22 protein-coding genes and 1 riboswitch are annotated in these 22,930 nt (G+C 46.5%); of the genes, 17 read left to right on the top strand and 5 right to left on the bottom strand.

Annotation, left to right across the window (positions count from 1 at the left end):
* Window positions 1-15: 15 nt before the first annotated feature.
* Window positions 16-582, top strand: coding sequence for a hypothetical protein (locus V7M78_RS00590; RefSeq protein WP_333645508.1), 567 nt, complete (start codon window positions 16-18; stop codon window positions 580-582).
* An 85-nt stretch (window positions 583-667) separates the two neighbouring features.
* Here the strand turns inward: V7M78_RS00590 and sfsA are convergent, their stop codons facing one another.
* Window positions 668-1,468: a DNA/RNA nuclease SfsA gene (gene sfsA, locus V7M78_RS00595; protein WP_333645509.1), complete on the bottom strand. Its 801-nt coding sequence runs from the start codon at window positions 1,466-1,468 to the stop codon at window positions 668-670.
* A gap of 64 nt (window positions 1,469-1,532) precedes the next feature.
* On the bottom strand, window positions 1,533-2,789 hold the full coding sequence (locus tag V7M78_RS00600; protein ID WP_333645510.1) for a chloride channel protein: 1,257 nt from the start codon (window positions 2,787-2,789) through the stop codon (window positions 1,533-1,535).
* Between the two features lie 55 nt (window positions 2,790-2,844).
* Window positions 2,845-2,917: riboswitch (Fluoride riboswitch) on the bottom strand.
* A 217-nt stretch (window positions 2,918-3,134) separates the two neighbouring features.
* On the opposite strand from V7M78_RS00600, the gene thrC reads away from it, so the two are divergent.
* Entirely contained in the window at window positions 3,135-4,628 is a 1,494-nt protein-coding gene (thrC, locus tag V7M78_RS00605; RefSeq protein ID WP_333645511.1) for a threonine synthase, read from the top strand.
* A gap of 1 nt (window position 4,629) precedes the next feature.
* Here thrC and V7M78_RS00610 read toward each other — a convergent pair whose 3' ends face one another.
* Window positions 4,630-5,988 (bottom strand): MATE family efflux transporter, encoded by a 1,359-nt coding sequence (locus V7M78_RS00610; protein WP_333645512.1) that lies wholly within the window; start codon window positions 5,986-5,988, stop codon window positions 4,630-4,632.
* Between the two features lie 193 nt (window positions 5,989-6,181).
* Between V7M78_RS00610 and fba the strand changes: the two genes are divergently transcribed.
* Complete coding sequence (fba, locus tag V7M78_RS00615; protein WP_333645513.1) at window positions 6,182-7,045, top strand: class II fructose-1,6-bisphosphate aldolase; 864 nt, start codon at window positions 6,182-6,184, stop codon at window positions 7,043-7,045.
* 183 nt (window positions 7,046-7,228) lie between these two features.
* Window positions 7,229-9,346, top strand: a complete 2,118-nt coding sequence (locus tag V7M78_RS00620) for a glutamine synthetase III family protein (RefSeq protein WP_333645514.1) — start codon at window positions 7,229-7,231, stop codon at window positions 9,344-9,346.
* 56 nt (window positions 9,347-9,402) lie between these two features.
* Here V7M78_RS00620 and V7M78_RS00625 read toward each other — a convergent pair whose 3' ends face one another.
* Window positions 9,403-10,188, bottom strand: a complete 786-nt coding sequence (locus tag V7M78_RS00625) for a histidinol-phosphatase HisJ family protein (protein ID WP_333645515.1) — start codon at window positions 10,186-10,188, stop codon at window positions 9,403-9,405.
* Window positions 10,189-10,354: 166 nt separating this feature from the next.
* Between V7M78_RS00625 and V7M78_RS00630 the strand changes: the two genes are divergently transcribed.
* The 9 genes from V7M78_RS00630 (at window position 10,355) to V7M78_RS00670 (ending at window position 17,875) form a co-directional block, all read left to right on the top strand.
* Window positions 10,355-10,687 carry a PTS lactose/cellobiose transporter subunit IIA gene (locus V7M78_RS00630; RefSeq protein ID WP_333645516.1) on the top strand — a complete coding sequence of 111 codons (333 nt, stop codon included), beginning with the start codon at window positions 10,355-10,357 and terminating at the stop codon, window positions 10,685-10,687.
* Window positions 10,688-10,702: 15 nt separating this feature from the next.
* The gene (locus V7M78_RS00635; RefSeq protein WP_333645517.1) at window positions 10,703-12,025 is read left to right on the top strand and encodes a 6-phospho-beta-glucosidase; all 1,323 of its coding nucleotides are present in this window, start codon (window positions 10,703-10,705) and stop codon (window positions 12,023-12,025) included.
* Window positions 12,026-12,241: 216 nt separating this feature from the next.
* Window positions 12,242-12,547 (top strand): PTS sugar transporter subunit IIB, encoded by a 306-nt coding sequence (locus V7M78_RS00640; RefSeq protein ID WP_333645518.1) that lies wholly within the window; start codon window positions 12,242-12,244, stop codon window positions 12,545-12,547.
* A 35-nt stretch (window positions 12,548-12,582) separates the two neighbouring features.
* Window positions 12,583-13,971 (top strand): PTS sugar transporter subunit IIC, encoded by a 1,389-nt coding sequence (locus tag V7M78_RS00645; protein ID WP_333645519.1) that lies wholly within the window; start codon window positions 12,583-12,585, stop codon window positions 13,969-13,971.
* Window positions 13,972-14,068: 97 nt separating this feature from the next.
* On the top strand, window positions 14,069-14,212 hold the full coding sequence (locus tag V7M78_RS00650) for a hypothetical protein (RefSeq protein ID WP_333645520.1): 144 nt from the start codon (window positions 14,069-14,071) through the stop codon (window positions 14,210-14,212).
* A 12-nt stretch (window positions 14,213-14,224) separates the two neighbouring features.
* Window positions 14,225-15,607 carry a glycoside hydrolase family 1 protein gene (locus V7M78_RS00655; RefSeq protein WP_333645521.1) on the top strand — a complete coding sequence of 461 codons (1,383 nt, stop codon included), beginning with the start codon at window positions 14,225-14,227 and terminating at the stop codon, window positions 15,605-15,607.
* Window positions 15,608-15,627: 20 nt separating this feature from the next.
* Window positions 15,628-16,074 carry a DUF3284 domain-containing protein gene (locus tag V7M78_RS00660; protein ID WP_333645522.1) on the top strand — a complete coding sequence of 149 codons (447 nt, stop codon included), beginning with the start codon at window positions 15,628-15,630 and terminating at the stop codon, window positions 16,072-16,074.
* Between the two features lie 14 nt (window positions 16,075-16,088).
* Entirely contained in the window at window positions 16,089-16,763 is a 675-nt protein-coding gene (locus V7M78_RS00665) for a GntR family transcriptional regulator (RefSeq protein WP_333645523.1), read from the top strand.
* A 17-nt stretch (window positions 16,764-16,780) separates the two neighbouring features.
* Window positions 16,781-17,875: a DUF871 domain-containing protein gene (locus tag V7M78_RS00670; protein ID WP_333645524.1), complete on the top strand. Its 1,095-nt coding sequence runs from the start codon at window positions 16,781-16,783 to the stop codon at window positions 17,873-17,875.
* 64 nt (window positions 17,876-17,939) lie between these two features.
* On the opposite strand, the gene V7M78_RS00675 is transcribed toward V7M78_RS00670, so the two are convergent.
* On the bottom strand, window positions 17,940-18,812 hold the full coding sequence (locus V7M78_RS00675) for a Cof-type HAD-IIB family hydrolase (protein ID WP_333645525.1): 873 nt from the start codon (window positions 18,810-18,812) through the stop codon (window positions 17,940-17,942).
* 219 nt (window positions 18,813-19,031) lie between these two features.
* Here V7M78_RS00675 and V7M78_RS00680 point away from each other — a divergent pair, with 219 nt between their 5' ends.
* From V7M78_RS00680 to V7M78_RS00695, 4 genes are all read left to right on the top strand, one after another.
* Complete coding sequence (locus tag V7M78_RS00680) at window positions 19,032-20,468, top strand: methyltransferase (RefSeq protein ID WP_333645526.1); 1,437 nt, start codon at window positions 19,032-19,034, stop codon at window positions 20,466-20,468.
* 22 nt (window positions 20,469-20,490) lie between these two features.
* Entirely contained in the window at window positions 20,491-20,676 is a 186-nt protein-coding gene (locus V7M78_RS00685) for a cysteine-rich KTR domain-containing protein (protein ID WP_333645527.1), read from the top strand.
* A gap of 61 nt (window positions 20,677-20,737) precedes the next feature.
* Window positions 20,738-21,910 carry an ABC transporter substrate-binding protein gene (locus V7M78_RS00690; RefSeq protein WP_333645528.1) on the top strand — a complete coding sequence of 391 codons (1,173 nt, stop codon included), beginning with the start codon at window positions 20,738-20,740 and terminating at the stop codon, window positions 21,908-21,910.
* Window positions 21,907-22,929, top strand: coding sequence for a FecCD family ABC transporter permease (locus V7M78_RS00695; protein WP_333645529.1), 1,023 nt, complete (start codon window positions 21,907-21,909; stop codon window positions 22,927-22,929). The genes V7M78_RS00690 and V7M78_RS00695 overlap by 4 nt, the downstream gene beginning before the upstream one ends.
* The last annotated feature ends 1 nt before the right edge of the window (window position 22,930 follow it).

Below are 22,930 nucleotides of genomic sequence, written 5' to 3' on the forward strand. Positions count from 1 at the left end.
GAGGAGAATACGATTATGATAATTACGCAGGCAACCATGGATGATGTTGAGGGAATTCTTTCTTTACTCAAAGCAAACCACATCAGCTATATCAGCGAAGAGGATAAACCAGACGGTTTTGTAACAACTAATTTTACAGGAGCACAGCTTGAGGCACTGATCCTTAAGGAGCGCGGTGTCACCATTGCAAAGGAGGAGGGAAAGGTTCTTTCTTTTGCAATGGCAGCTTCCTGGGATTTTTGGGAAGAGTGGCCGTTTTTTGCCAACATGATTGAAAAACTGCCTGAATTTTCATTTGAGGGCCAGGGATTGACCAGGGAAAATTCTTATCAGTACGGGCCGGTCTGCGTTGATAAATCTGTCAGAGGAACAGGGGTGTTTGAGCAGGTGTTTTACGCTTCATTAGCCAGTATGAGAGAACGGTATCCCATTATGGCTACATTTGTTAACCACATTAACCAGCGCTCCTATGCGGCACATACAAAAAAGGTTCCCCTGTCTACATTGGGAAGCTTTCCGTTCAATCAAAATAACTATTATCTGATGGCTTGTTCAACAGCACTGACCCAAAAGAACGTGTGACCGGCAAGGGCTGAACAGTCAGGCCAAGATTCTCAATGACCTGACTGGAAACTTTATTCTTCTTCGCCGGGAGGACTGATATGATTTATAAGAAAACAGGAACTGGATGGTGGATGGAAAGAGAGTTCTCCGTCACAATACAGTCATAGGCCAGAATATGAACCCCTGCCTTAGCGGCAGCCTGAAGCGCATCTCCGAATTGGGGGTGCGTTTTTATATTAGGAGTAAAAGCTTCCATTTCCTTCATCTGAATGACAAATAATATGTAAGCTTCATATCCTTCCTTGTGTGCGTGTACCAGCTCAGCCATGTGCTTGATACCCCGCTCCGTAGGCGCATCGGGAAACATGGCAAGTCCGTTTTCTTCCAGGGTGACTCCCTTTACTTCCATAAATGCGGGAACCCGTTCCGGCTCCCGGCCTTCTTCTCCTGGAAATGTAAGCTGAAAGGCCAGATCAAACCGGGACTGGTCATAGGTGACTTCCCGGCGGAGGCATTCCAAAGCGGGACTTCCTGATATCTCCCTGCCCGACCCGGAATGAAAGGGCAGAGTCATATTTCCCTCCATGGACTTCAGCCATTCATAGGCTGCCTGGTTTGGGGCCTGGGAATCCATGTTGATGAGAAGCGGCCCCTGTCCATGTTCCCGTTCTTTCCATACGCCGATCAGAGAGTATTCTGTTTTTCTTCCAAGTACTCTGGCTTCCGGATGAAACTGAACCAGTACTGTGACTCCCGGAATGAGAAGTTCCCGGCACCGTCCCGTATTTTTTACGTGGCATACAACCGTTTCTTCTCTGCCTTCTTCTGATGTAATTCGCACATGGGCGATAAAACGATTAGGACGGCTTAAAAAGGTTCCTTTTAGCATGTTCTGGTATTTCATGATTTTTATAATCCTTTCTGAAATGTCTTATATCTATTTTATCTCTCTCCCTCAAAAGCGGGGCCTATTGGGTTGAATTCTTATTTCCGATGTTTTCTAAGGACTGGCCAACCTGGTCCTGGAGAGAAGCATATTTGCTGACAGCAATGACCTGGGCAGGATAGATTCCGCTGTGCCCCGAAGCATAGTAGCTGACCAGAGCGGCAATTACATAATAAGGCATTGCATTGGTGCCGAATAATTCAATTCCAAGCATGACGGTGGTGATGGGGGCATTGGCGGCACAGCCAAATACGGCGATATAGCCCAAGGCGGCCAGAAGGGAAGGTTCTACATGAGAAGCCTGTCCGATCAATCCCCCTAAAGAGGCTCCGATGTCAAACAGCGGGGTTGCTTCTCCGCCCTGAAATCCTGCACCCAGGGATAAGACTGTCATAATGAATTTTAAGACAGGGTCAAACAGATTGACATTTCCGTCAAATCCGGCACCTATCATCCAGGTGCTCAATCCATCGTATTTAATTCCCTGAAAGGCAAACATGGCAGCCAATACAATCAGGCTTCCTGCTGCTGCCCGCAAAACGGGCCCTTTGATTTTCCCTGCGTACAATTGCTTTAATTTGTGTACGGATTTTGCAAAAAGCCTACCTGCAAAGCCAAATGCGCAGGAAGCAATTATCACAATGGCAATGATATAAGGGCTTAAAGACGGAATTGCTTTTATTTTATATACAGAATGAGAAATTCCCAAAACCTGAGTCATATAATTGGCCGTAAAAGAAGCCAGGAAACAGGGAAATATAGCTTCATAGCTCAATTTTCCCACGAAGCACATTTCCATACCAAAGAAGGCTCCTGCTAAGGGAGTGCCGAATACGGAACCGAACCCGGCGCTGATTCCGGACATAACAAGAATTATATGACTTTTTTTATCCAGCTTAAAGCGTTTGCTTAAGCTGTTGGCAAAGGTTCCCCCAATCTGCACCGCAGTACCTTCCCGGCCGACAGATGCCCCGGTGAGGTGGGACAGGGCCGTAAACAAAAAGGTCAGTACAGCCATGCGGAAAGGAACTTCAGCCTGTTTGTGCACGCTGTCGATAATTAAATTGTTTCCCCTCTGAGAGTTCTTTCCAAACTTGTGGTATACGGCCGCTGTCAGAACTCCGGCAGCAGGGAGAAATGCGATAAAAATAAGGTGGTGTTCCCTTGTATAGGTCATCAGCTCCAGCAGCTTTAAAAATCCGGCTGAGGCCGTACCCATGAAAACGCCCAAGGCTATTGTCAGAAACAGAAATATGGATAAATTTTTAAATTTGGTCATAGTTAAAATCTCCTTCTTAAAATTTCCAAAATAAAAAAGCCGACACCTTCTCTACGATTTTGTAGAAGTCATCAGCTTTCCTTGCATTTCGGCCCAAGCCATGGGAGAACTTCATTCCCATCTATATATGAGAAATCATAAATGATTTTTACAGGAAAGTCAAGGATCAGTTTGTCCGCGGTCAGCAGAAAACAGCCCTTTTTTTAAATGAAATGTCCTTGATATAAAAACATATGTGCGCTGTATGAAAACTTTTTCCTCTTTTTTCTTGCGCCATCTGATAAAGTGTGCTACAATTCTGGCAAGGTTTTTGACCATTGAATAATAAGAGAGGAATCATATACCATGGAAATATCCTATCAGAGTACAAGGGGAGGAGAGGCTGGAGTAAGGGCTTCCCAGGCAATTTTAAAGGGTTTGGCAGAGGATGGGGGACTGTTTATGCCGACCTTTATTCCAAAGCTTGACAAGTCCCTAAAAGAGCTTTCAGAGATGACATATCAGGAAACAGCCTATGAGGTTATGAAGCTGTTTCTTACGGATTACACAGAAGAAGAGTTGAAAAGCTGCATTGAACGGGCTTATGACAGCAAGTTTGATACAGAGGAGATTACACCCTTATCAAAGGCGGAAGGTTCCTATTATTTAGAGCTGTACCATGGAAACACCATTGCATTTAAAGATATGGCTCTTTCTATTCTCCCCCACCTGATGACAACGGCAGCAAAGAAAAATCAGGTAAAGAACAAAATTGTCATTCTGACCGCCACCTCAGGAGATACGGGAAAGGCCGCTATGGCAGGATTTGCCGATGTGGAGGGAACGGAGATCATCGTATTTTATCCCAAGGATGGAGTGAGCCGTGTTCAGGAGCTTCAGATGGTGACCCAGAAGGGAGATAACACCCATGTGGCAGCTATTTACGGAAACTTTGACGATGCCCAGACAGGGGTGAAAAAGATTTTTGGAGATAAGGAATTTGCCAAAAAGCTGGATGAAAAAGGCTATCAGCTGTCTTCTGCCAACTCCATCAACATTGGAAGACTTGTGCCTCAGGTAGTTTACTACGTCTATGCCTATGCAAAACTTCTTGAAAATGGGGAAATTTCCGAAGGAGAAGAGATCAACGTCACTGTTCCCACCGGAAATTTCGGCAACATCCTGGCTGCATACCTGGCAAAGCAGATGGGACTTCCTATTAAGAACCTGATCTGCGCTTCTAATGATAATAAAGTCCTTTATGACTTCTTCCAGACAGGTGTCTATGACAGGAACAGAGACTTCATCCTCACCAGTTCTCCTTCTATGGATATCCTGATTTCCAGTAACTTAGAGCGTCTGATATACTTAAGCGCCGGTTCCGACGGAAAGGCCAATGCAGAGCTTATGAAGTCACTGGGCGAAAAGGGCAGCTATGAGATAACCGGTGAAATGAAGAAATTCATGGCAGATTTTAAGGGGGGCTACAGCTCCGAAGAATCCACCAAGGCTGTGATTAAAAAGCTCTTTGAGGATACAGGATATTTAATTGACACTCATACAGGAGTGGCTGCAGCCGTATACGAGCAGTACAAAGCAGAGACAAAGGATGAGACGAAGAATGTCATCGCCTCCACTGCCAGTCCCTATAAGTTCTCCAGAAATGTTCTGGAAGCCATTGAAGGGAAGAAGGAAACCTGCGATGAATTCCAGGTCATCGACCGTTTAGCAGGAATCTGCGGAGTTCCCATTCCCCAGGCAGTAGAAGAAATCCGCACAGCTCCTGTATGTCACAATACAGAATGCCATGCGGATCAGATGAAGGAAACAGTTGAAAATTTCCTGGGAAAAATTTCTTAGGTTAACCGATGTTCCGGTGGGCGTAGCGGCACCATTTTCCATTTAAGACCCTGGTGACGAAGAAGATGGCCCGTACCAGCCAGTCAATGGTCATAGCAATCCAGATTCCCATAAGGCCAAGGCCTGCGTAAAGGCTTAAGACGTAAGCCAGCACAATCCGGCAGATCCACATGGAACAGACGGAAACCGTCATGGTGAAGCGGACGTCATTGGCGGCCCTTAAGCCGTTAGCCAGGCAGAAGGCCAGGGGATGAATCAGCATACAGCAGATGCTGTGGTAAAGCATCAGTTTTACCGCTAGAGAACTGGTTTCCCCGGACAGACGGAATACGCCGCTGATGGGTTTTAACAGCGGGATAAGGATAAGGTTTAAAACAAATATCCAGATATATGCTGTTTTCAGCATTTTCCCCATATAGCGGCGGGCCTGCTTCAGCTCTCTGGCACCGACACACTGACCGACCACTGTGACCATGGCAATTCCGATGGCACTGGCCGGTATGGTTTCCATGTTGGCGACAGTGCTGGCAACGGCATTTGCGGCAATGGCTGTGGTACCGAAGCTGGCAGTTAAGCTGGAGAGAAGCAGCTTTCCAAGCTGGAAGATGCTGTTTTCCAGACCGTTTGGTATGCCGATGTAAAGGATGCGGTGAAGCATGGTCTTATCCGGGCGAAAGGTAAATTCCACCGGGACAAAGCTGCGGCTGCGCAGGAGATACAGTATGGTCACTGCCGACATGATTCTGGAAATCAAAGTGGAAAGTCCGGCACCTGCCACACTCATATTGAATCCATAAATAAACAGCGCATTTCCGCCGATATTCAGGATATTGGCAACCAGGGAGACCTGCATGGGTACCTTCGAGTTTCCCCTGGACCGGAAAAGTGCTGCCGCACTGTTATAAAAAGCCAGGAAGGGATAGGAAAGAGACGAAAGGTAAAAGTAAATTTTCGCATTTTTCATAACTTCCGGGTCAATGGCTCCGTATATCAATCTTAAAATGGACGAATTAAAAAGAAGGGTCACTGTCATGAGAACGATGGAGAGACTGCCAATGGCCAGAAAAAGCTGTCCGGAAGCCTTGGCAACGTTGGCTTCATCTTTTCTGCCGATGTATTGGGCTGTGACCACAGAGCCTCCGGCCGCCATAGCTGCGAACAGACCGATCAGCAGCAGGCTGAAGGTATCCACCAGGGATATTCCTGATACAGCCGCTTCTCCGTTGGAGGCGACCATAACGGTATCCGCCATTCCCATAAACACGGCCAGAACCTGCTCGATGACCAGAGGGAAAATCAACTGTTGAAGCTGTTTTCCCGAAAACAGTTCCGGTTTTTCTTTTCTTACTTTGTCGCTCATAAAAATATCTCCTGTTATGTATTTAAAGCTTCTGTCATTTCATTATAGTACAAAGTTCGGATGAAAGCAAAATGTAACTTTGTTATAAATTAAACAATGTGGAAAAAATTATTCTTTCCAAATGGGACAAAATGGTATATAATGAAAGAATGTAAGATAAGTAAGATAAATAAAGCAAATGGAGGTTTGTGATATGTTAGTTTCGGCAAAGGACATGCTTGAAAAAGCAAGAGACGGACAGTACGCAGTTGGACAGTTCAACATCAACAACCTTGAGTGGACGAAAGCAGTTTTACTGACAGCAGAAGAAATGAAATCCCCGGTCATTCTGGGTGTTTCCGAAGGCGCAGGCAAATACATGACAGGCTATAAGACCGTATCAGCTATGGTAAAGGCCATGATAGAGGAGCTGAACATCACTGTTCCCGTAGCTCTTCACTTAGACCACGGCTCCTATGACGGCTGCTACAAGTGCATTGAAGCAGGATTTTCTTCCATCATGTTTGACGGTTCCCATTATCCTATCGCTGAGAATGTGGAAAAGACCACAGAGCTTGTAAAAGTCTGTGCAGAAAAGGGAATTTCCATCGAAGCAGAAGTAGGCTCCATCGGCGGCGAGGAAGACGGCGTTGTAGGTATGGGCGAATGTGCAGATCCTGACGAGTGCAAGCAGATCGCTGACTTAGGCGTAACCATGTTGGCTGCCGGAATCGGCAACATCCATGGAAAATATCCGGAAAACTGGGCTGGCTTAAGCTTTGAGACTCTGGCTGCAGTAAAGGATAAGGTAGGCGATATGCCTCTGGTCCTTCACGGCGGAACAGGCATTCCTGAGGATCAGATCAAGAAGGCCATCAGCCTTGGTGTTGCAAAGATCAACGTAAACACAGAGTGTCAGTTGACTTTTGCAGAGGCTACCCGTAAGTATATTGAAGCTGGCAAGGATTTGGAAGGCAAGGGCTTTGATCCCCGTAAGCTTTTAGCTCCGGGAACCGAGGCAATTAAGGCAACTGTCCGTGAGAAAATGGAATTATTTGGTTCCGTTGGAAAAGCTTAATAACACCGCTTATAAAAGTTTCAAAAAAAAGACTTGATTTTTTCGCAAAAATGATTTATTTTAATTAAGAACGATGGCGTTCTCCTTATCGGGGAGGACGCCTTTTCTGATTTATGCGCATATTCAGATATTTAGGATACTAGAAGAAGCACAAGGAAATCAGTAGGAGAGGATGAAAAATTTATGAGCGAAGCTGTAAACGTAGCCGAATTATTTGGTAAGAATGTATTTAACGAGACCGTCATGAGACAGCACCTGCCAAAGAATGTTTTTAAAAAATTAAAAAAGACCATTGAGGATGGAGCAGAACTGGACCCTTCCATCGCTGATGCGGTTGCCCATGCTATGAAAGAGTGGGCTATTGAGCGGGGAGCCACCCACTATACCCACTGGTTCCAGCCCCTTACCGGCATCACGGCTGAAAAGCACGATTCCTTTATTTCCGCCCCCACCGCAGAGGGAAAGGTGATCATGGAATTTTCCGGAAAAGAGCTGGTAAAGGGAGAGCCTGATGCTTCTTCTTTTCCGTCAGGAGGCTTGCGGGCCACCTTTGAAGCGAGAGGCTATACTGCCTGGGACTGCACCTCACCGGCATTTTTAAGAGAAGATGCCATCGGCGTGACCCTTTGTATTCCCACCGCTTTCTGCTCCTATACAGGAGAAGCTCTGGATAAAAAGACTCCTCTTTTACGGTCCATGGAGGCAGTGGATGAGCAGGCACTGAGAATTTTAAGATTATTCGGAAATACCACGGCAAAGAGAGTGACCCCTTCCGTGGGACCGGAACAGGAATATTTCCTGGTAGACCATGAAAAGTACTTACAGAGAAAAGATCTGATCTATGCCGGACGTACCTTGTTCGGTGCGGCACCGCCTAAGGGACAGGAGATGGAGGATCATTACTTCGGAGCTATCCGTGAGCGGGTTGCTGCTTATATGAAGGAAGTAAATGAAGAACTCTGGAAGCTGGGTGTTCCTGCAAAGACCCAGCACAACGAAGTTGCTCCTGCCCAGCATGAGCTGGCTCCTATTTACGAGCAGGCCAACATAGCGGTTGACCACAACCAGCTTGTTATGGAAACCTTAAAGAAGGTGGCAGGACGCCATGGACTTAACTGTCTGCTTCACGAAAAGCCCTTTGCAGGGGTCAATGGTTCCGGCAAGCACAACAACTGGTCCCTGACCTCAGACGATGGAATCAACCTGTTAAATCCCGGTGAGACTCCTCATGAGAACATCCAGTTTCTGCTGGTGCTCTCCTGTATCTTAAAGGCAGTTGACAAACATGCGAGCCTGCTCCGTGAATCCGCTGCTGACGTGGGAAATGACCACAGATTAGGCGCCAATGAGGCCCCGCCTGCCATCATTTCCATATTCATCGGTGAGCAGTTAGAGGATGTGGTGGATCAGCTTTGCAGCACTGGAGAGGCCACCCACTCCAAGTCAGGAGGCACCTTAAAGACAGGTGTCAGAACCCTTCCTGATTTATTTAAGGATGCGACAGACAGAAACAGAACCTCACCCTTTGCATTTACAGGAAATAAATTTGAGTTCCGTATGGTAGGCTCTTCCGATTCCATTTCCTCACCCAATGTTGTTTTGAACACCATTACAGCCGAGGCATTTAAGGAAGCAGCAGATATTCTGGAAAAGGCAGAGGATTTTGACGCAGCGGTCCATGATATGATCAAGGAAAATCTGATCGTACACAGAAGAATTATATTCAATGGCAACGGCTATGCAGAGGCATGGGTGGAAGAGGCGGAAAGAAGAGGCCTTCCACACCTTAAGACAATGGTAGATGCCATCCCCGCCCTCACTACAGATGCCTCCATAAAGATGTTTGAGGAATTCAAGGTGTTCACAAGGGCAGAGCTGGAATCCAGAGCTGAGATTGAATATGAGGCTTACAGCAAGGCTATTAATATCGAGGCCAGAATTATGATCGATATGGCTGGAAAGCAGATTATTCCGGCAGTGATCCGGTACGTATCCATACTGGCTGATTCTTTGAGCAAGGTAAAGAGCGCATGCTCCGCAGCCGATACCAGCGTACAGGAAGAGCTTCTTGTAGAGGTCAGCGAATACCTTTCCGATGCCAAGGTGGCTTTAGCAGCTCTCATCGATGCAGCAGAAGGATGTGCGGCAATGGAAGCCGGCAAGGATCAGGCAATTGCCTGCCGTGACCAGGTAGTTCCTGCCATGAAAGCTCTCCGGACTCCGGTGGATAAGCTGGAAATGATTGTAGATAAAGATTTATGGCCAATGCCAAGCTACGGAGATTTGATTTTCGAAGTGTAATAAAAGAATAGATATAGGGAGAGCCGCTGCACAGAATCGTTGCAGCGGCTCCCTTTTTATAAGTTATGATAAAGGGGTTTCATGTTTTCAAAGGTGCAAAACTGCTGAAAGCCCATGTCCTTTAATATGGATTTTACCTCCGTGATTCGGTTCCCCAAATGATCCGGCTTATGGGAATCGGAGCCGATTGTGATAATACGCCCGCCCAATTGAAGGTATTTTTTTAAAATTTCCCTGGAAGGGGTTAAGTCCTTTAAGCCGTACCGGAAACAGGAGGTATTGATTTCAATGCCCTTTCCGTCGGCAATGACCTGATTCAGTATTTTTTCCACAATATCCATAATCTTTTCATCGGGATAATTTCCGTAGGTGTCGTACCGTTTGATCATGTCTAAATGGCCCAGGACCGAATAGCTTTTAAACTTCTGAACCACATCATAAATGGCCTCATAGTAGGCTTTCTGAAATTCCTCCTGGCTCTTTCCCTCCTGAAATTCATAATTCCAGAATTCTTTATTATTGACCTGATGGTTGCTTAAAATAATAAAGTCAAAGGGATATTCCTCATAATCCTTCTGAAAGAGGGGGATGGTGTGGGTCTGGACTCCGAATTCTATCCCCGCCTTTATGGACAGCTTTCCCCTGTATTTTTCCTGCATGGTTCTCACTTCTTCAAAATACGCTTTGTAATCGCAGTTTAAATCCGTTTTCACCCCATAATCCACATGCTCCGTAAAAGCAATTTCATCAAGCCCCAGAGAAAGGGCCTGCAAAATTACTTCCTCCATGGTGCATTCCGAATCATCGCTGAAGTAGGTGTGGACATGATAATCAGCCAGCATATCGCTTTCCTCCATCTGTTTTTGTGAAAAATTAATAAGTTTCCCCGGGAAGCATCCTGCCTCCTTATAGTTAAGAGTATACAGCATTTTAAAGATTCTGGCTATTGCAAAAGAAAAATGTCTGTGCTAGTATATAGGCAAAATTTAATACAGGGGAGGATATATCATGGATGAGAATTATGCATCAGCATTTCAGCTCATTATGAATGCAGGAAATTCCAAGTCATTTTCCATGATGGCAATGGAGGCTGCCAGGGAATTTAATTTTGAAGAGGCAGAAAAGCACTTAAAGGAAGCGGAGGCAGAGATGCGGGCCGCCCACCAGTCCCAGATTGACATGATCCAGCAGGAGGCCCAGGGCAATCCGGTGGATGTGAACATCATTCTGGTACACGCCCAGGACCACCTTACCATGGCTATGATGGCAAAGGACCAGGCAGCCGAGGTCTTAAATCTTTACCGGATGATCAAGGAGCTGAAAGACAAGATAGAGGGGTAGGGAGAGGGAGGCATCATGAACGGGATTAAAATTGTCACCATTGGCGGCGGCTCTTCCTATACGCCGGAGCTGGTGGAAGGATTTATCAAACGTTATGACAGTCTGCCTGTGAGAGAACTTTGGCTGGTGGATATTGAAGAGGGAAGGACAAAGCTTGAAATTGTGGGGGCCCTGGCTCAGCGCATGGTAAAAAAAGCGGGAATTCCCATGAAGGTAATCCTCTCCTATGACAGGCGGGAGGCTTTAAAGGGTGCGGATTTTGTGACCACCCAGATGAGGGTGGGCCTGTTGGAAGCCAGAATCAAGGATGAGAGAATTCCTTTAAGCCACGGCATGATAGGGCAGGAAACCAATGGAGCAGCAGGCATGTTCAAGGCATTCCGGACCATTCCGGTCATTCTGGATATTGTAAAAGATATGCAGGAGCTGTGCCCGGAGGCATGGATGATAAACTTCACAAACCCGGCCGGAATGATTACGGAGGCTGTGCTGAGATATACGGATTTTAAAAAGGTAATGGGCCTTTGCAATGTGCCCATCAATATGGTCAATGGCTTTGCCAGACTGTTAAATGTAGAGCCGGAGCGGGTGACCATGGAGCTGTCCGGCTTAAACCATCACGTGTTTGCAACCGATATTTTTGTGGATGGGCAGTCAAGGCTGGAGGAAATGCTGGAGATTTACCAGAATATCAGCGCAGAGGATGCCGTGTCCATGAAAAACTTTTCCACCCTTCCATTTTCACCGGAATTCATCCGCGGGCTTCATTGCATCCCCTGCCCTTACCATAATTATTACTTTTTTACCAAGGAGCAGCTGGAAGAAGAGCTGGAGCAGTACAGGGAGGGCCGGGTCCGGGGAGAAGTGGTGAAACGGACCGAGGATGAATTGTTTGAGCTGTATAAAGATGAAAATCTGGATGTGAAGCCGACACAGCTTGAGATGAGAGGCGGAGCCAGATACAGTGATGCCGCCTGCAGCCTGGTCTGTTCTCTTTATAACAATACCGGGGATATTCAATATGTGGATGTGAGAAACAACGGCACCATCTCCGACCTTCCGGCGGACAGCGCCATAGAGGCCGCCTGCATCATTACCGGCGGCGGGCCGAAGCCCATTGCAGTGGGAGAGTTAAAACCTCAGATCAGCGGAATCATACAGAACATGAAGGCCTTTGAGCGTCTGGTCTGTGAAGCGGCGGTGACAGGAAGCCGTGACCTGGCCGTGACTGCCTTAAACATGAATCCCCTGTGTGCCAGCGACAGGGATGCCGTTGCAGTGGTGGATGAGCTGCTGGAGGCCCATAAAGAATATCTTCCCCTTTTCTTTAAAAATTGAATACCAGAATATCAGACCGCTGTAAAAGATGGCTTAAAAGGCTGTTTTTTACAGCTTTTTTTTGCTGATATAGACCGGACAAAAAGGCAGGAAAGCAAGAAGAGTGAAAAAATAGACAAAAGAAATCTTATTTTAAAGAATATACTTGTATTTTTGCATATGATATAGTAATATAATGGCAAGAGGAGTGGTCTAGACCACGGAAAGGGGTGCGGTATGTATCATATATTATTAGTTTGCTCCGCAGGAATGTCCACAAGCATGCTTGTCAAAAGAATGCAGGATGCAGCGTCAGAAAAGGGAGTGGAGGCTGAAATCTGGGCAGTAGGGGATTCAGAGTCTGTGGAGGAAGTGGGAAAGGCAGATATTGTTTTATTAGGGCCTCAGGTCCGCTATCTGGAAAAGAAGATGAACGAGAGAGTGAACCATGAAAAGCCGGTGCAGGTCATTGACATGGCGGCCTATGGAACCATGAACGGAGCCAAGGTTTTGGATCAGGCACTCAGCAAGCTGAACGGATGAGTATGTGAAAGATTATTAAAGGAGGGAGAAAGTTTATGGGTGCATTTAATTCATTTATGGAAGCAAGGTTTATGCCGATTGCAGCTAGAATCGGTTCTCAGAAGCACCTGGTTGCCATCAGAGATGCATTTATCGCCATTATGCCGATCACCATGGTTGGCTCCATTGCGGTTTTGCTCAACGTATTTTTAAGAGATCTTCCCAATCAGGCAGGAATGACCGGTTTTGTTCAGGCCATGAGCCCGGTTATCAGCGTCAACGGCAACGTGTATTTCGGTTCTATTGTAATTCTCGCCCTGGCATTTGTCTTTGCCCTGGGTTACAACCTTTCGAAAACTTATAACGTCAATGCCATTGCAGGCGGCGTAATTGCATTTGCCAGTCTGGTTACCTGCATGGGACAAAGCGCAGTTTTTGACTATGAGCTTCCGGGCGTGGCAGCCTCTGCTGTTGACCAGTTAAAGGGTCTGGGGCTTGATGTTGCGGCTACTCCAGCAGGGGGAGTTGCTTTAAACGGAGTCGGCGGCTGGGGTTATTTAGGCTCTGCATACACCGGTTCCGGCGGTCTGTTCACCGCTTTGATCATGGGCTTTATCTGTACGATGATCTACATAAAGCTGATGCAGAAGAAAATTATCATCAAGCTTCCGGACTCCGTGCCTCCGGCAGTGAGCAAGGCCTTTGCGGCTATCGTTCCGGGAGTCATTGCCATTTATTTTGCAGGAATAGCAACCCAGGTTTGTATTTCACTGACAGGCTCCACCATTAATGAGATGGTTCTCAGGTATATTCAAAGACCTCTTCTCAGTCTGTCACAGGGCTTTTTCAGTGTAATCCTTATGGTATTCCTGGTTCAGCTTTTATGGTTCTTCGGTCTCCACGGACATAACGTACTGGCACCTGTTATGGACGGAATTTATTTAACTGCATTGAATCAGAACATAGAGGCATTTACTGCAGGACAGAGCACTTCACAGCTTCCCTATCTGTGGACCCGGGGCTCCTTTGACGCCTACTGCCAGATGGGAGGCTCAGGAATCACTCTGGGACTGATCATCGCCATTTTCCTGTTTTCCAAGAGGGAGGATCAGAGGGCTATTGCCAAGCTGTCCTGGCCTATGGGAGTATTCAATATCAATGAGCCGATTACATTTGGTATGCCCATTGTATTGAATCCGGTATATTTAATTCCATGGCTCATTGTTCCGCCCATATGCGCAGCCATTGCATACGGTGCAACGGCCATCGGCCTGATTCCTCCGGTATTTGTTGCCGTACCCTGGGTAATGCCTGCAGGTATTTACGCATTCCTTGCAACAGGCGGAAACTTTATGGCTGCTCTGGTATCATTGCTGAACCTGTTCCTGTCCTTTGTCATCTGGGCCCCATTTGTACTGATGGCAAATAAGATGAAAACCGAATAACTGTAAAAAGGAGCTGCCAGACCAGTTCACAGGGATGTCCTGACAGAGCTGACTGGCGGCTCTTCTTTTCCATTCAGAAGGGAGGGCAGAAACTCGTATGAAAAGCTGGACCGTATTTTTAATTGCCATAGGCTTTTTGCTGATTGCCGTGTCGCCCCAGCTTCCGGCCCCTGTTCTGTACAGGACGGCAGGACTGGCGGCAGTGGCAATGGGATTGCTCATGTTAAGAAAGAAAAAATAGGAGGGAGATTGTATGAGGGTCGTATTTCCGGAAGGATTTTACTTTGGCAGTGCCACCAGCGCAACCCAATGCGAAGGGGGAAGTGAGGGGGACGGAAGAGGGGAAAATATCTGGGATCTGTGGTATGAAGAGGAGAGTTTTAAGTTTCATGGAAACATCGGTCCGGGAACCACTTCCTCCTTTTATGAGAATTACCGGGAGGATGTGAGGCTTATGAAAGAGACAGGCCATAACTCTTTCCGCACCTCTATCCGTTGGTCCCGCTTATTTCCCCAGGGCAGGGGAGAAATGAATCAAAAGGCGGCAGATTTTTACCGCAGCTTGTTTCAGGAGTTGAGGAACCAGGGGATTGAACCTTTTGTGAACTTGTATCATTTCGATATGCCGGTGGCGATGCAGGAGCTTGGGGGCTGGGAGAACAGAAGGGTTGTGGAGCATTATAAAGAGTATGCAAGAGCCTGTTTTGAACTGTTTGGGGATCTGGTGAGCCACTGGTTTACCTTTAATGAGCCCATTGTCCATGTGGAGTGCGGATATCTTTCCGGATATCACTATCCCTGCAAGGTGGACCCTAAAGCTGCGGTTTTGGTGGCTTACCACACGGCGTTAGCCAGTGCCCTGGCTGTCAGGGAGTACCGAAGCTTAAACCAGGGAGGGAAAATAGGAATCATACTGAACCTGACTCCGGCTTATCCCAGAAGCTCTCATCCAGAGGATGAAAAGGCGGCCAGAATTGCAGAGCTGTTCCAGAACAAAAGCTTTCTTGACCCGGCTGTAAAGGGAATCTATGACCCGGAGCTGGTGGAGATGATCCGGGAACATGGGTTGATGCCTCAGACGGAGCCGGAAGATCTGGAAATCATCAGGCAGAATCCAGTGGATTTTCTGGGAGTCAACTATTACCACCCATTCCGTGTCTGCGCAAAGGCCCATGTGCCAAACCCTCTGGCTCCTTTTACCCCGGAATATTATTTTGATATTTACGATATGCCGGGCAAGCGGATGAACCCCTACAGAGGCTGGGAGATTTATCCCAGGGGATTGTATGACATTGCCCTCAATATCCGGGACAATTATGGAAATATTGAATGGATGGTCACGGAAAACGGCATGGGAGTGGAACATGAAGAGCGCTTCAAAGAAAATGGAATCATACAGGATGATTACCGCATTGAATTTTTCAAAGAGCATCTGACCTGGCTTCACAAGGGAATCCAGGAAGGAAGCCGCTGCGTGGGATACCACGCCTGGACCTTTATAGACTGCTGGTCCTGGCTCAATGCCTATAAAAACCGTTACGGCCTTGTGGAGCTGGACTTGGAAACACAGAAGCGTACCATTAAAAAATCGGGATATTGGTATGGAGAGCTGCTGAAACACAATGGTTTTGAATAGAGAGAAACAGGAGACGGAATATGGAAGTGAGTCAAAAACTGAATGTAGAGGCAAAGGAATTTTTCGATACTCTGGCGGCTTCTGTGGCTTATGACGTGAGCCAGTCACAGGAAAAAACAGTGGAACCGGACCAGATTTATTCCGGCTTGTGCTATAAAAAGAAGATGAAAAACAAGCTGGGCCAGGAAAGCGGAGTGGAGGTTGTGATCAAACAGTTTGTTCCTCCATCCTGCTATGAAGCAGAATTCCGCTCCTCCCAGGGAACCACTGCAATACTTTACCGGATTGAAGCTGGCGGAGAGGGGAATATTATGGTACACTATACAGAAGGATTTGAAGGAAAACATGGTTCCAGTTCCGCCAATTATAAAGTTGTTTCCTGGTTTTATGCCAGAAGTGCTAAGAAGCGGATTTCCAGGATGCTTTCATCTATGGAGGGATTTATCAAGGAACGCAGGAGAGGGTGATAAGAGGTGATACAATGGGAGCTCCCAAATATCATAAAATAAAACAGGAGCTTATGGAAGAAATCAAGGATGCTGCCGTCAATACGCCCATTGCATCAGAACGGGAGCTGGCTGTCCGGTATAAGGCCAGCCGGATGACGGTGCGCAATGCGCTCAATGAGCTGGTGGAAGAAGGCGTATTGTACCGGGATAAAAACAAGGGAACCTTTGTGGCAGACCAGAGGCTGATGAAGAAAAATACGTCGGCAGAAACCTTGGGAAAGCCTGCAGACGACACCTTTGATTACAATGTGATTTATTTCAGCACCTGTTTCTCTGATAAGGAGATCGCTTCCCATTTAGAGATTGACCCGGAGGATTGGATGATCCGGATTGTGCGGGTGAACCGGAGAAATGGAAAGCCCATAAGCGTGGAGGAAATCTACCTGATCCAAAGCCTGATCAATGACAGCGATTACAATAACTTAAATAAGCTTCTGGATTTAAAGGGCTACATTGACGAGGGCTCTGTTACGCAGCGGTTTCTTCCTATTATAATACCTGTAAAATATATTAATCTGCTTCATATAAAGCTGAACTCTCCCATTATTATGGTAGAAAGCACCATTGTGAGCAAGAGCGGCAGCCCTGTTGTATACATCAGGGAATTTAACAACCCGCTGGAAAGGATCATAGAGATCACCACATAACAAAGAGGAGGCTGATTATGGGACGACTGGGCATTTCCCTGTATCCGGAGCATTCCACTTCGGAGCGGGACAAAGAATATATCTGTCTGGCCGGAAAATACGGATTCAAGCGTATTTTCACCTGCCTGTTAAGCGTTGGAAATAAAGAAAGAGCAGAGATCATCAGGGAATTCCGGGACATGATCCATACCGCACATGACCATGGGCTGGAGGTGATTCTGGATGTTGCCCCCTCTGTTTTTGAAGTATTGGGAGCTTCTTATGAAAATCTGGCTCCTTTTAAGGAAATGGATGCGGATGGAATCCGGCTGGATGAAGGGTTTGACGGAATCAAGGAAGTGGCCATGAGCTATAACAAAGAGGGATTGAAGATAGAGCTGAACGCCAGCACCGATCCCAGCTATGTGGCAAATGTGATGAACCACCATCCGGTACCGGAAAAGATCATTACCTGCCACAATTTTTATCCTCAGAAATATACGGGCATCAGTCTGGAGCATTTTAATTACTGCAACAGGGAGATGAAAAAACATGGCTTAAAGGTTGCAGCCTTTGTATCCAGCAACCATGAGAACACCTTTGGCCCATGGCCCGTCAATGAGGGCTTATGCACCCTGGAAATGCACCGGGGCCTGCCTATTGATGCCCAGGTGCGGCATTTATTTGCCACCCGCATGGTGGATGATGTGATCATTGCCAATGCTTATGCCTCAGAGGAAGAGTTAAAGGCATGTGCCTCGGTGACACCTGGGAAGCTGATGTTTGGGATTTGTCTGGAAAAGGAGCTGACGGAAACAGAGCGCAGCATTCTTCACTATGAAGACCAGCATGTAATCAGGGGGGATTTAAGCAGCTACATGATCCGTTCCACCTGGACCAGAGTGGCTTTTGCAGAACGGGAAATCCTGCCGGATAATACCCGTGACTTAAAACGGGGGGATGTTGTCATTTTAAATGACGGCTATTCCCGTTATAAAGGAGAGCTCCATGTAGTATTAAAGGATATGCCCAATGACGGGAGGAAAAATGTGATCGGCCATATACCGGATTATGAACTGGTGCTGCTGGATTACATTGAGCCGTGGAAGGTGTTTGGATTTACAGAAGTGTGACCGTGTTAAAGAGGCCGGAAGGGAGCGGTAAAAACGTTCCTTTCCGGCCTTTTTGAAATTTTTCCTAATTGTGTTTCTTTGGTTCCTGCCCCAATACAAACTGCTCAATGGCCCAGGCCACTCCATCCTCTTCGTTGGATTTGGTATGGTATTTTGCAGCATCACGGATACAGGGCATGGCGTTAGCCATGGCAACAGTCCAGCCGAATTCCGGTGTGAACATGGAGGAATCGTTGTCACTGTCTCCAAGTGTCATCACATCGTCCAGAGAAATTCCTCTTAAATCCGCATAGGCTTTTAATGCAATTCCCTTCTGGGCGTTTGCGTTTGTCAGCTCAATATTGGTGGGAAAGGAAGAGGCGGCGGCCAGCTCCGGGTGATAGGAAAATGTTTTTTTCATTTCCATCACTGTTTCAGGAAGGATGTCATTGCCGCATACCTTGAACACTGTTGCATATTCAGGCAGCTTTTCCATAGACTCAATAAATGTGACGGTTTCCAGGTATTGTTCGATGACCTGCTCCAGTTCTGCGGGAGAGGAGGTCCGTCTGGAAAGAAAAGAACGGGCGATTTTTGCTTTCTGCTCCCTTGAGCAGGTGGTATACCGGCCGTGGGAAGTCAGGATGTCCATATTGATGGAATAGGAATTGAAAATCCGCTCTATGTCTGCGGCATTTCCCGCTGTCAGGGGGATTTTCGTTTGAGCCCGGCCATTTTTGTCGTGGACGGTAGCTCCGCTTAAGCAGATGTAGCCGCATGTAATGCCTTCCGCCTCCATAAAGGCTTTGGCATCGTGATATTCCCGTCCGGTGCAGATCAGAAACTCTGTGTCCGTCTGTTCCAGCTTGCGTATTGCTTCTATATTAGCCGCTGAGATGCGGGCCTGAGGATTAAGTAATGTGCCGTCCATGTCGGAAGCGATCAATCGGATGCTCATGTCAGATCATTCTCCTTTTCTCTCTAAACATATTCTTATGGTTAAGCTTACCCTAAAATCTCCGGTTCGTCAACAAAGGGGTGGTAAGCTTATTTTATCTATTTATAAATCAGAGCAGTTGTATGCTTGACAAATGAACAAGATGTATGCTAGACTAACAAATAGTTAGATGGAACTAACATATTGAGTTATTCATTTTACAGAACAAGGAGGCTTGGCATGTATAACATGGAAAATAATCCTGGCCGTTATTACAAGATGATACATAACTACCAGGAAACCCAACTGCTTTTTTCAGCAATCCGTTTGAATATTTTTTCCTTTCTGGATCAGCCTGTAACATCCAAAACCATTGCTGATGAGCTGAAGTGTGATGAAAAGCAGATAGAATTACTGCTTCTGTCCCTGCTTTCCTGCGGCCTCATAAGCAGGCAGGGGGAGTTTTATGTAAATACGGCAGAAACCAGGGATTTTTTATCCCGCAACAGCCAGGTGTTTTTAGGAGATGCCTTGCTGTTCAGGGAGAAAATGACCTCTCTGGAGCATTTGGATGCGAAGGTGAAGGCTGGGGATACGGCCCCAAAATCAGCCTATGATTTTTCTCAGCTGGCAAAGGTGTCCATTCCCGAAATGTATACCGGACGGGTGCAGGCATTTATCAGTGAGATGGAGCAATTATATCCTGATAAGAAACGTCCTTTGCATATCCTGGATTTAGGGGGCGGGACAGGAATCCTGTCCATTGAATTTGTCCGGAATTTTCCAAACAGCAAAGCAACTGTTTTCGAAGCTCAGGAAGTGGCTGATGTTACAAAGGAAATTATCCGCCAGCATGGCGCGGAATCAAATGTTGATGTAATATCAGGTGACTTTAATACGGATTCTCTGGGTGGTCCCTATGACTTGATTATTGCTTCCGGAATTTTAAACTTTGTATCAGGTGAATTGTCCGGCTTTATGCAAAAGCTGGCAGCAGCTTTAAAAAATGGCGGTTATCTGCTGGTAATCGGAAGGTTTTCCAGCCAGGACTACAATATCCCTCCCAACATGCTGGGCTGGTTATCAGGCTTTTTAGACGGAGTTCCCCTTCCTCCAAGCGGCAGGGAAGTGGCTGAAACCATACAAAAAGCCGGATTAAGTGCAGTAGATACCATGAAGGACAATTTATTTGAAGGTCTGGTCTACCGCAAAGGCGATGCTGATTTTTCCGTATGTACCGGCGACGTGATCCTTTCTTTCATTGAACTGACGGAGCAGATTGCCAACAGCAAAACAAATATTCTGGATTTTGGAAGCGAAGATATGACCTTTTATAGGGGTGAAATCCACATGATTAAAATGATTGGTGATTTTCCCGGCCTTCACAGTGCCGAGCTGGCGCGAAAATTCGGCATCACCCGTCCTGTTGTCCATAAGACACTGCAGAAATTAAGTGAACGGGGGCTGATCTCAAAGAAAGAAGATTCTGAAGATAAAAAGCGGTCCCTCCTTTACCTGACGGAAAAGGGACAGAAGGCTTACCACCTTCATGCAGAATACCATGCAAAATATGACAAGGCCCTTTTTGATTTCCTGGCAGATACACCGGGCGATCAACTGGCATCCATAAAGGGATTCCTGGATCATGCCATCGGCTTGATTCAGAATCATTCATAGGATTGAAAGGCCGGGTGATAACATGGAAAAAAGGGAATGGATCGGGTGCCCCTTATGCGGGCACAAAACCCGTGTGCAAATCAGAGCGGATACAATGCTTGTAAACTTTCCCCTGTTTTGCCCTAAATGCAAGAAGGAAACTTTAATTACAGTAAAAAATCAAAAAGTTCATATTATTACAAGGCCAGACGCCAAGACGCAGTGCTGATAAGACATGTTATTGTTTTATCGGTGCTGCATTTTTTATATGAAATAAGGAGGACTTATACATGAAAAATAAAATCATTGCTTCGATGTTAGCCGCCGGTTTATGCTTATCACTGGCAGCCTGCGGACAAAAGACTGTGAATCAGACCGTATCCCCTGAGTCTCAACAATCTGCTGCTGAATCCCGGCAGCCGGTCACTTCTGAGCCTCAGCAGCCTTCCGCTCCTGAATCTAAAGATAAGAGGACGATCACCGACTTGGGAGGAAATGAAGTTGAGATACCGGCTGTCCCGGAAATTCAAAGGGTTGTAGTGATCAGTCCTCCGGTCATGTCATTTGCCGTTCAAACAATTCCTGATACGGAAATGATTACCGGAATCAATTCCCGTGCATTTACCACTTCCAATGTGGAAATTGTAAACAAGGTGTTTCCCAACTGGCAATCCGTTGATACCTCTTTTATCGATGCAAGCTTCGCGGTCAATACAGAATCTTTGCTGTCACTTGATCCGGATATTATTTTCTATTACGGAAATGTCCAAAAACAGGGACTTGGAAATATAGATATTCCCAGTGTGGATTTCTTTTCAAAAGGGCTGAACGGACCGGAAGCAGTATCAGTTGCCTGGGATAATCAGCTAAGAGAAATCTTTGGTTTAGATACCTCAGGCAGCTTACAGGAAGAGTGGGACCGGACCAACGGGAAAATTTCTCAATTGCTTCAGAACCAAAATCAGGAGAAAACTGCGCTCTGCATCTTCTCCAATGCGGCAGGCAGTATCACTGTAAGCGGTACGGATTCCTTTGACGCTTACGCACAAAGCTTTTTTGATATGGCAGGAATACAAAATGCTGCCGCTGATATCGAAGGCACAGCAGAGGTCAGCATGGAGCAGATCTATCAATGGAATCCGGATATGATTATTGTGTTCCATGACGCTCCCGCCCAGAAGATTCTGGATAATTCCATAGAGGGACAGGACTGGTCACTGCTGAAAGCCTGGAAAGACAAAGCCGTTTACGATGTACCCAGAACCACTTATTCATGGATCACTCCCTGTGCGGATTCTCCCGTGCTGCCGTTATGGCTGGTTTCAAAAGCATATCCTGATTTGATCAGCGATTCTGAGCTGAAAACAGAAATTTCAGAGTATTATCAGAGAAACTATGATATCACCCTGACAGACGATGACATCAACTCGATTCTAGGATATCGAAAGGCATCGGGATCATGAGGAAAGAAAAAAATAAGCATTACAGCAAGGTTATGTTTATCAGCATCATGCTTTTGGTTGGTGCTGCTGTAGGTTCTATGCTTATGGGACAATATGCCATCAGCTTTTCCCAATTTAACACCATTATTTCGTCGGGATTCTACGGGGATTTGGACAAGTCCCTTGAAACCGCCGCATTTGTAATTTTTCAGGTGCGCATTCCCAGAGTCATATTAGCTGCTATGGTGGGAGCCGGATTGTCAATATCCGGTTCCGCCTTGCAGGGGACGTTCCAGAATCCCCTGGTAAGTCCTGACCTGCTGGGCGTTTGTTCTGGTGCCGGATTCGGTGCGGCGCTGGGGATTTTACTATCCGGAGGAATGGGCCTGTTTACGCCTGTTCTTTCTCTGGTCTTTGGTCTGGTGGGTGTACTGCTGGTATTTTTTCTGGCAGGAGCTAAAAACAATGCTGAAACTCTGTCTGTTGTTTTAGGAGGAATCATTGTTTCTTCGATTTTTTCTGCCTTAATTTCCTTGATTAAATACGCTGCCGATTCCTCTGAAACCCTTCCGGCCATCACCTTTTGGCAGATGGGTAGCTTTGCCAATGCCTCCTATAAAGATATATGGATTGCATCTGTTCCGGTCATATCCGGCATGACAGGTCTATATTTGCTGCGCTGGAAAATCAATTTGCTTTCTCTGGGAGATGAAGACTGCTATACCCTGGGAATTAACCCCAATACAACACGCTGGCTGGTTATTTTGTTTGCAACGCTGACAACTGCCGGATGTGTGACGGTTTCCGGAGTCATTGGCTGGGTCGGTCTTGTAATACCCCATATCTGCAGAAAGCTGGCAGGCGTAAATCATGGCTATCTGCTTCCCAGTTCATGTCTGACAGGCTCTGTTTTTATGATACTGGTGGATACCGCAGCAAGAAATTTAACATCAGCCGAGATTCCTATTGGGATTTTAACCGCTTTGATTAGAGCTCCATTTTTTGCGGTTATCTATAACAGAGGAAAAAGGGGGCGGTAAA

The sequence above is a fragment of the Lacrimispora sp. genome, assembly GCF_036758025.1.
Taxonomy (GTDB): Bacteria; Bacillota; Clostridia; order Lachnospirales; family Lachnospiraceae; genus Lacrimispora.